We start from the raw sequence: 8,435 nt of genomic DNA on the forward strand, positions 1-8,435 counted from the left end.
CCCCGCGCGGCGCCCACCCCCCCCCACACCCCCCCCGCTGTTTTCATCAAAAGGGCGGGGTCCCACTCCACCCCCCGCCTCAAATTAACGGACCCCCCCGCGCGGTGGGGTCAGGCGGAGTCGCGTACGACGAGGGTCGGGTCGAACAGGACCGAGCGAGGCTCGGTCTCCGGGGCGTCGATGGCCGCGAGCAGGAGGCGCGCCATCTCGGCCGCCATCTCCTCGACGGGCTGACGCACCGTCGTGAGCGGCGGGTGCGCCTGGTGCGCGACCGTGGAGTCGTCGAACCCCACGACCGCGACGTCCTCCGGGACGCGGCGCCCGGCCTCCTGGAGGACCGTGGACGCGCCGTCGGCCATGAGGTCGCTCGCGCCGAACACGCCGTCGACGTCGGGGCGTGCCGCGAGGAGCTCGCGCGCGGCTGCCTCGCCGCCCGCCCGGGTGAAGTCGCCCTCCACGACGAACGGGTCGGGGAGACCCGCGGCCCGCACGGCGTCGAGGAACCCCTCGAGCCGGGCGCGCGCGAAGGGGACGTCGGAGGGCCCCGCGACGGTCGCCAGGCGCGTCCGGCCCCGCGCCACGAGGTGCTCGGCCGCGAGCCGGCCGCCCGCCGCCTGGTCGAGGTCGACCCAGCTCACCCCGGCCGACTCGTCCGCGCCGTGGAGGTGCGTCGAGAGCACGACCGGCACGGACAGCGCGGCGAACCGCGCGGGGAGCGGGTCGCCGGAGCTCGACGTGATGAGCAGGACGCCGTCGACGTGACCCTGGCGCACGTACCGCACGACCTGGTCGTGCGCGGGCGGGTCGGCGGGCAGGATCGCGAGGTGGATGTCGCGCGGCCGGAGCACCTGCTGCGCGCCGGCCGTGACCCGGCCGATGTAGGGATCGGTGAAGAGGCGCTCCAGGAAGGGGCTGGTGTGTCGCCGCTCCGTCGGCTCGGAGACGACGAGCGCGACCGATCCCGTGCGTCGCGTCACGAGGGTGCGCGCGGCGAGGTTGGGGACGTAGCCCGTCTCGTCGATCGCCTTCTCGACGACCTCGACGATCGCCGGGTCGACCGTCGGCACGCCGTTGATGACGCGGGACACGGTGGCTCGGGAGACGCCGGCGACGGCCGCGACGGCCTCGAGCGTCGGGCGGGGGGAGGAGCGACGGGCAGCCATGCCGTCAGTTATACCGCCCGCCCGGGGCCGTGCGGCCGGCCGTCCCCGGGCGGTCGGGGGGACGGTCTCGCCGGGGTCGGGGCACGGGACGGTGCCCGACGGCGCGGGAGCAGCGCCGCGCCGTCGGGCATCGGGGTGCGAGCGCTGGAGGACGCCCGCCGTGGACCCGTCACCGGGTGGGGCGGGGCCTCACCACGGGAACGGGCCGGCGCCCCGCAGGGGCCGCCCGGTGCGGGCGCTCACCGGTACACCCGCACGTAGTCCACGAGCATGCGGGACGGGAACGGCGTGCTCGCGTCGGGAGCGCCCGGCCAGTCCCCGCCGACCGCGAGGTTGAGGATCAGGTAGAACTCGTGGTCGTAGACCCACGGCCCGCGCGTCGACTCGACGGTCTCCTTCGACGCGTAGAACGTGTCGCGGCCGTCGAGCGAGAACTGGATGCCCTTGCTGTCCCACTCCGCGGCCCACACGTGGAAGTCGTCGGCGAAGCGCGCGTCGCCCGGCAGGGTCGCCGGGCCGCCGTAGCCGCCGGCCCCCCCAGTACGCGGGCGCGTGCAGCGTCGAGTGCGTGATCGTGGGCTCGAACCCGACGTTCTCCATGATGTCGATCTCGCCGTTGTACGGCCACGGCCGACCTTCGAGGAAGTCGGAGCCCATCATCCAGAACGCCGGCCACAGCCCCTGGCCCGCGGGGATCTTGATCCGGGCCTCGAAGCGGCCGTACTGGGTGTTGAGCGACGTCGACGTGTTCATGCGGTGCGACGTGTACTCGCGGCCCTCGACGTTCTCGCGGCGGGCCTCCAGGACGAAGTGCCCCTGGCCGTCGTGGAAGCCGTTGCCCGACGCCGTGTAGACCTGGTGCTCCGCGTTCTGCGGCATCCCGGGGTCGATGTGCCACCTCGTGGCGTCGGCGGGCGTGCCGGCCGGGGCGTCGAACTCGTCGGACCAGACCAGCTCGAGGTCGTCGAAGTCCGGGTCGGCGGGATCGGCCGGCGGCGTCGTGGGCGCGCCGCCGGTGCCGTACACCTGGAGCTCCCACAGCGAGTAGCCGTACGCGCTGCTGCGGTCGTTCATGTGCACGCGCACGTGGCGACCGTCGGCGTCGAGCGGGATCGTCTCCTTGAAGCCGGTCCCGGCCGTGGTCGACCAGACGCTGCGCCACGTGCTTCCGTCGTCCGACACCTCGATCGCATAGCCCGTCGCGAACGCCGGGTCCCACTGGAGGACGACCTGGGTGACGTGCGCGGGTGCGCCGAGGTCGACGGCGATCCAGCCCTCGTCGACCCAGCCGGTGTCCGGGGACGTGGCCCAGCGTGACGCCGGGTCGAGGTCGAGCGCCTTGTCCGGGGTGCAGTCCCAGCAGCTCGGGTCGAGCGTCTGGGAGCTCGACGCCGACCCCGGCTTGCCGTAGGAGAGCAGGCCGGCGGTGCCGGGGTCGGGGTCTCCGGGGCCGCCCGGCTCGCCCGAGCCGCCCTCGTCGCCGAACACCTGGAGCTCCCAGAGGGACACGCCCCAGACGGTCGCGCGCTGCGTCGCGGTGAGCCGCACGTAGCGCGCGGCGACGTCGAGGGGCAGCGTCTCGTCGCCGCCCTGGCTGTTCGTGGTCGAGTACGCGGTCGCCCACGCGGCGCCGTCGGTCGAGACCTCGATGCGATAGCCGGACGCGTACGCCGTCTCCCAGTCGAGCTCGACGCGGTCGAGGTCGTGGACGGCGCCGAGGTCGACCTGGATCCAGGCGCCGTCGGCGTGCGCGCTGGACCAGCGCGTGCCGCGGTCGCCGTCGACGGCGGCGGCCGCGGTGCTCCAGTCGAACTCCGTGCTCGACGACGTCGCGGCGCGGCCCTGCGAGAGCGGGTCGCCGGGCGCGGCGGTCGCGGGCGCTTGCACGAGCGCGCCGAGCGCGAGGAGCCCGACGGCGGACGTGGCGGCCGCGAGGGCGCGGCGGCGGAACCGTGGTCGGCGCCGGGGGCCGGGGGTGCGGGAGGTGCCGCGGGACGCGGTGTGCATGGACGTGCTCCTTCGGACGTCGGACGGGTCACGAGCTGCTCGGAGTCGGCGAGCCGCTGTGCTCGTGCCGATAGAGCGCTCTCTCACACCCTGGCTCACTGAGTCCGAACAGGTCAAGAGCGTGCGGACATCTTCTTACTAACCAGTCAGCCAGTATCCCGCCCCGTGCCGATGAACCGTCGCGCGCCCGCCCGCTACCGGCGCTCAGCCCAGCCGCTGCTTCGCGGCGAGCACGCGGACGACCGCGGCATCCACCTTCGCGGCGAACGCGGGGTCCGTCGTCGCGCGCTCGACGACGGCCGCGACCATGGGCTGCACGACGCTCGGGTCGGCGGACGCGAGCACCATGTCGCCGCCGGCGTCGATCGTCAGGACGGCGCGTTCGGCGGGCGACCACGCCTGCACCTGCTGCGCCGCGGACACGTCGTCCGTGATGACGACACCGTCGAACCCCAGGTCGCCGCGCAGCATCCCGTCGACGACGACGGGCGAGAACGCCGCGGGCAGCGACCCGTCGATCTGCGAGTAGACGGCGGTGGACGTCATGACGAACGCGGCGCCCGCCTCGATCCCCGACGCGAAGACGGCGACGGACGGGTCGTCGCGCGTCGTCACGTCGTCCGTGACGCCCGCGTCGGTGTCGGTGTTCTCCGTGACGCGACCCAGCCCCGGGAAGTGCTTGATCGTCACGTCCACGCCGGACGCCTCCATCCCGGCGCTGAACGCGTTCGCGTGGGAGGTCACCGCGTCGGGCGTGGAGCCGTAGTTCCGCTCGAAGTACCCGATCGGCGGGTTCTGCGCGGCCGTCCCCTCGGGCACGAGGTCCATGACGGGGGCGAGGTTGAGGTTCACGCCCGCGGCGGCGAGCTCGCCGCCCCACGTCGTCGCGTCGGTCTGGAGCGCCGCGGGGTCGAGGCCCGCCTGGTCCGTGGCCGTGGGGATCTGCGAGAACCCGGGGCCGCGCAGCACCTGGACGTAGCCGCCCTCCTGGTCGGTCGCGACGAACAACGGCGTGCCGTTCGTGGTCTGCGGCGAGACGAGCGCCGTGAAGCCCGCGACGAGGTCCGCCGTCGGGCCGGTGCCCGCCTGCGACCGCCCGGCGAGGAACACGTTGCCGACGTGGAGCTGCGACACCGCGTCGTAGCTCACCTGCTGCGGGCTGCTCACGTCGACGCCGACCATGAAGAGCTGGCCGACCTTCTGCTCGAGCGTCCACCCGGCCAGCGGGTCCTCGGGCGGGGTGGACGGCGTCGGGGGAGTTCCGGTCGGGGACGGCTCGGGCGAGGCGCTCGGCGCGCCCGACGGTGACGGGTCGGGAGCGGGGCTCGGGCGGGTGAGGTACCACGCGACCGCTGAGACGGCGGCGAGCGTGGTGACGACGGCGACGACGATCCAGGTGGTCCGGGCACGGGTGGTCACTGGGCAGGCACCTCCAGCGGCCACCGTAGCCTGCTGCCTCGCGCCGGACGTCATGGTCGCGCGGGGTGAGCGGTGCCCGGACCGGCCGGTATGACGCGCATCACCCCGAGACACGCGTCATGATCCTCCCGGGGGGATGTCTCTCGTTCGTGAGGGGCGTGGCCGGGTCCAGGTCGCGCCGCGCCGTCCGACCTTGGAGCCAGGCAATGACCCACCGACCGACCGCCCGTACCGTCGCCGTGGGAGAGCGTGCCCGCCGCGTCGTCGCGGCGACGCTCGCCGCCGTCCTCGCCCTCGTCGGGGCGGTCGTCCTCGTCGCGGGGCCGCAGGCCCGGTCCGCCTCGGCGGCCATCGGCTTCTGCCCCGACCCGGACGACTTCCCCGACATCGGCCCGCTGCCGATCTTCACGGACAACAACGTCGCGGTGTACGCGGGCGGGGACTACACGGCGGCCGGGACCTCGGCCGAGAGCGAGGGCGTGCTCGTCGTGCGCGGGAACGCGTCGTTCGAGACCCCGGGGAGCTTCAACGTGGGCTCGGTCGGTGCCGGGTCGGGCATCACCCCCGCGCCGGGGTCGCCCATGCTCCACGTCGGCGGCGTGATGAGCATCGCCGCCGGGACCAACGTGATCGTGGGCGCGAACCTCGACGGCGGCGGTGCGGTGCACGTCGGCGGCGACCTGGCGAACGCGGGCGGGCTCGACACCAACGGCGGCGCGATCGAGACGAACATGGGCGCCGACGCCGCGCTGGCCCCGTGGCAGGGGTTCCAGGACGCGGTCGTCGACACGTCGGCCGTCCTGGGCGCGGTGCCGGACACGGGCTCGGCGGCGCGCGCCGGGAACCGCGTCACGTTCACCAGCACCGACCCGGCCAACACGACGCTCCAGGCGTTCACGGTCTCGGCGACCGACCTCGACGGCGCGTCGGAGTTCTTCTTCGAGGGCATCCCGGACGGGGCGCCGATCGTCGTCAACGTCGTCGGCGACGAGCCGGTCACCGTCTCCGCCACCTACGTCGACATCAACGGCGAGCGTGTCGACGACCCCGCGAACATCGGGAACGCGGCCGCGCGGACCCTGTGGAACTTCACCGGCACGGGCGACCTCACCGTGAGCGGTTCGGGCCAGTGGGTGGGTTCGATCCTCGTGCCGTCGGCCGACCAGGTGGCGATCACGTCGAGCACCAACGGGCGCGTCTACGCGGGCAACGACCTCACGACGTCAGGCATCGGCAACGAGCAGCACAACTACCCCTGGATCGGGCCGGGGCCGTTCGACTGCATCCCGTCGGCGAGCTTCGTCGTCCAGAAGACCGTGACGGGCGAGGCGGCCGCGGACGTGCCCGCCGGCACCACGTTCGAGGTCGAGTACACGTTCGAGGAGCCGGACGGGACGACCGGTGGCGACACGCTCGTCGTGCCGATCAGCGGCGCGCTCGTGAACGGCCCGACGCTCCCTGTCGGCACCGTCGTGACGATCACCGAGACGAACCTGCCCACCGTGCCCGGCGTGGAGTGGGGCACGCCCGTGATCCAGGTGAACGGGGAGCCGCTCGGCGACCCCGCCCAGCTCACGATCCAGGAGAACCAGACCGTCACGGTGACCGTGGTGAACACGGCGAACGGCGGCACCGTCCCGGTGGTGGGCGGGTTCTCGGTGGCGAAGGCGGTGACCGGGGACGCCGCAGGGCTCGTCCCCGACGGCACCGCGTTCCTCGTCGACTGGGAGGCGACCCTCCCCGAGGGGGCCACGTACGACGGTGACCTGTCGGGCACGCTGACCGTGCTCGCGGACGGGACCGTGGTGGACGGCCCGTCCGACCTGCCCGTCGGCACGACCGTCACGCTCACGGAGCAGACGCCGCTGCCGGAGGTCGACGGCGTGGAGTGGGGCGACCCCGTGCTCAGCCCGGCGTCGCCGATCACGATCGTCGAGGGCGCGACCGGCGTCGCCGTGACCGTCACCAACGTCGCGGGCGCCGCGGTCGGCGGCTTCACGGTCCAGAAGGTGGTCGACGGCGACGCCGCGGACGTCGTGCCGGACGACACCGCGTTCCTCGTCGACTGGACCGCGACCGTCCCCGCCGGCGTCGTTCACGACGGCGACACGTCGGGCACGCTGACCGTCCTCGCCGACGGGACCGTGGCGAACGGCCCGTCCGACCTGCCCGTGGGCACGACCGTCACGCTCGCGGAGCAGTCGCCGCTGCCGGAGGTCGACGGCGTCGTCTGGGGCCCGCCGACGCTCGAACCCGCGTCCCCGATCACGATCGTCGAGGGGTCGACGGGTGTCGCGGTGACCGTGACGAACACGGCGAACGCCCCCGAGGACATCGGCGGGTTCGCGGTGCGGAAGTCCGTCACGGGCGACGCGTCGGGCGCCGTGCCGCCGGACACCGCGTTCGTCGTCGCCTGGGAGGCCGTGCTTCCGCCCGACTCCGGCTACGAGGGCCCGACCTCCGGGACGGTGACCGTGCTCGCGGACGGGACCGTGGTGGACGGCCCGCAGGACCTGCCGGAGGGCACGGTCGTGACGTTCACCGAGCAGTCGATGCCGGTGGTCGACGGTGTCGACTGGGGGACGCCCACGGTCTCGCCCGGCACCGTGACGATCGGCGAGGGGGACGCCGTCGCGGGCGTCGTCGTGACGAACACGGCGACCGCGCAGGTCGGCGGGTTCTCGCTCACCAAGGCGGTCGAGGGCGATCTCGCCGGGAGCGTGCCGCCCGGGACGGAGTTCGAGGCCGAGTGGTCCGCGACCCTGCCCGTGGGCTTCACGTACGACGGCCCCCTCTCGGGGACGCTGACCGTCCTCGCCGACGGCACCGTCGTCGACGGCCCGCAGGACCTCCCGGTGGGGACGGTCGTGACGTTCACCGAGATCAACCTGCCCGAGGTCGACGGCGTCGTCTGGGGCGCCCCCACGTTCTCGCCGGAGACCGTGACGATCGGCGACGAGGAGAACACCCTCGTCACGCTGACCAACACCACGCAGGACGTGGCCGAGGTCGGCGGGTTCTCCGTCGCCAAGCAGGTGACCGGCGACCGGGCGGACCTCGTCCCCGCCGGCACCGAGTTCACCGTCGCGTACTCGTACGAGCTCGACGGCACGCTCGTCGGGGGCTACCTCCAGGTCCCGGCTGACGGGACTGTCGTCGCAGGCCCGCAGAACCTCCCGGTGGGCACGGTCGTCACCTACACCGAGGCGGACCTGCCGGACGTTCCCGGGGTCGCCTGGGGCGTCCCGACCTTCGACCCGCAGTCGGTCGTGATCGGCGACGGGGAGAACACCCTCGTCACCGCGACGAACACGGCGAACCAGGCGGTCGGCGGGTTCTCCGTGGTCAAGCGGGTGACCGGCGAGGCGTCCGACGCCGTCCCCGCGACGACGGAGTTCGTCGTGGGCTACGCGTACGACGGCCCGGACGGCACCGTCACCGGGTCGCTCACCGTCCGCGCGGACGGCGTCGCGGTCGACGGCCCGCAGGACCTCCCGGTCGGGACGGTGGTTCGGCTCACCGAGACCGACGTGCCCGAGATCGGCGGCGTCGACTGGGGCACGCCCACGTTCTCGGTCGACGGCGAGGCCGTCACCGAGGTGACGGTGGGTGACGGCACGGTGGTCGTGACGCTCACCAACACCGCGGAGGACGAGGGGCTCGCGATCACGGGCAGCGACGCGGTGCTCGTGACCGTCCTCGCGCTGCTGTTCCTCGGGACCGGGACCGCGCTCCTCGCGGTCCGCGCCCGACGAGGCCGCACCGCCTGACCGTCCGGACGCCGCCGGCGAGGCTCCCGAGGCGCGGCGGGGAGCGGGCCCGCGCGCCCGGCGGGGGGGGGCGCCG

General features: G+C 74.0%; 4 protein-coding genes. 1 reads left to right on the top strand and 3 read right to left on the bottom strand.

Going from position 1 to position 8,435, the window contains the following annotated elements; genetic code table 11:
* Positions 1-110: 110 nt before the first annotated feature.
* From ACFWH7_RS19965 to ACFWH7_RS19975, 3 genes are all read right to left on the bottom strand, one after another.
* Positions 111-1,163, bottom strand: coding sequence for a LacI family DNA-binding transcriptional regulator (locus ACFWH7_RS19965; RefSeq protein WP_378219234.1), 1,053 nt, complete (start codon positions 1,161-1,163; stop codon positions 111-113).
* A gap of 189 nt (positions 1,164-1,352) precedes the next feature.
* The gene (locus ACFWH7_RS19970; protein WP_378219236.1) at positions 1,353-3,170 is read right to left on the bottom strand and encodes a discoidin domain-containing protein; all 1,818 of its coding nucleotides are present in this window, start codon (positions 3,168-3,170) and stop codon (positions 1,353-1,355) included.
* Between the two features lie 204 nt (positions 3,171-3,374).
* On the bottom strand, positions 3,375-4,589 hold the full coding sequence (locus ACFWH7_RS19975) for a glycoside hydrolase family 3 N-terminal domain-containing protein (protein ID WP_378219238.1): 1,215 nt from the start codon (positions 4,587-4,589) through the stop codon (positions 3,375-3,377).
* Positions 4,590-4,795: 206 nt separating this feature from the next.
* Between ACFWH7_RS19975 and ACFWH7_RS19980 the strand changes: the two genes are divergently transcribed.
* Positions 4,796-8,359, top strand: a complete 3,564-nt coding sequence (locus ACFWH7_RS19980) for a DUF5979 domain-containing protein (RefSeq protein ID WP_378219240.1) — start codon at positions 4,796-4,798, stop codon at positions 8,357-8,359.
* Positions 8,360-8,435: the final 76 nt, after the last annotated feature.

The organism is Cellulosimicrobium cellulans (assembly GCF_042723955.1).
In the GTDB taxonomy this organism is placed as follows: domain Bacteria; phylum Actinomycetota; class Actinomycetes; order Actinomycetales; family Cellulomonadaceae; genus Cellulosimicrobium; species Cellulosimicrobium cellulans_H.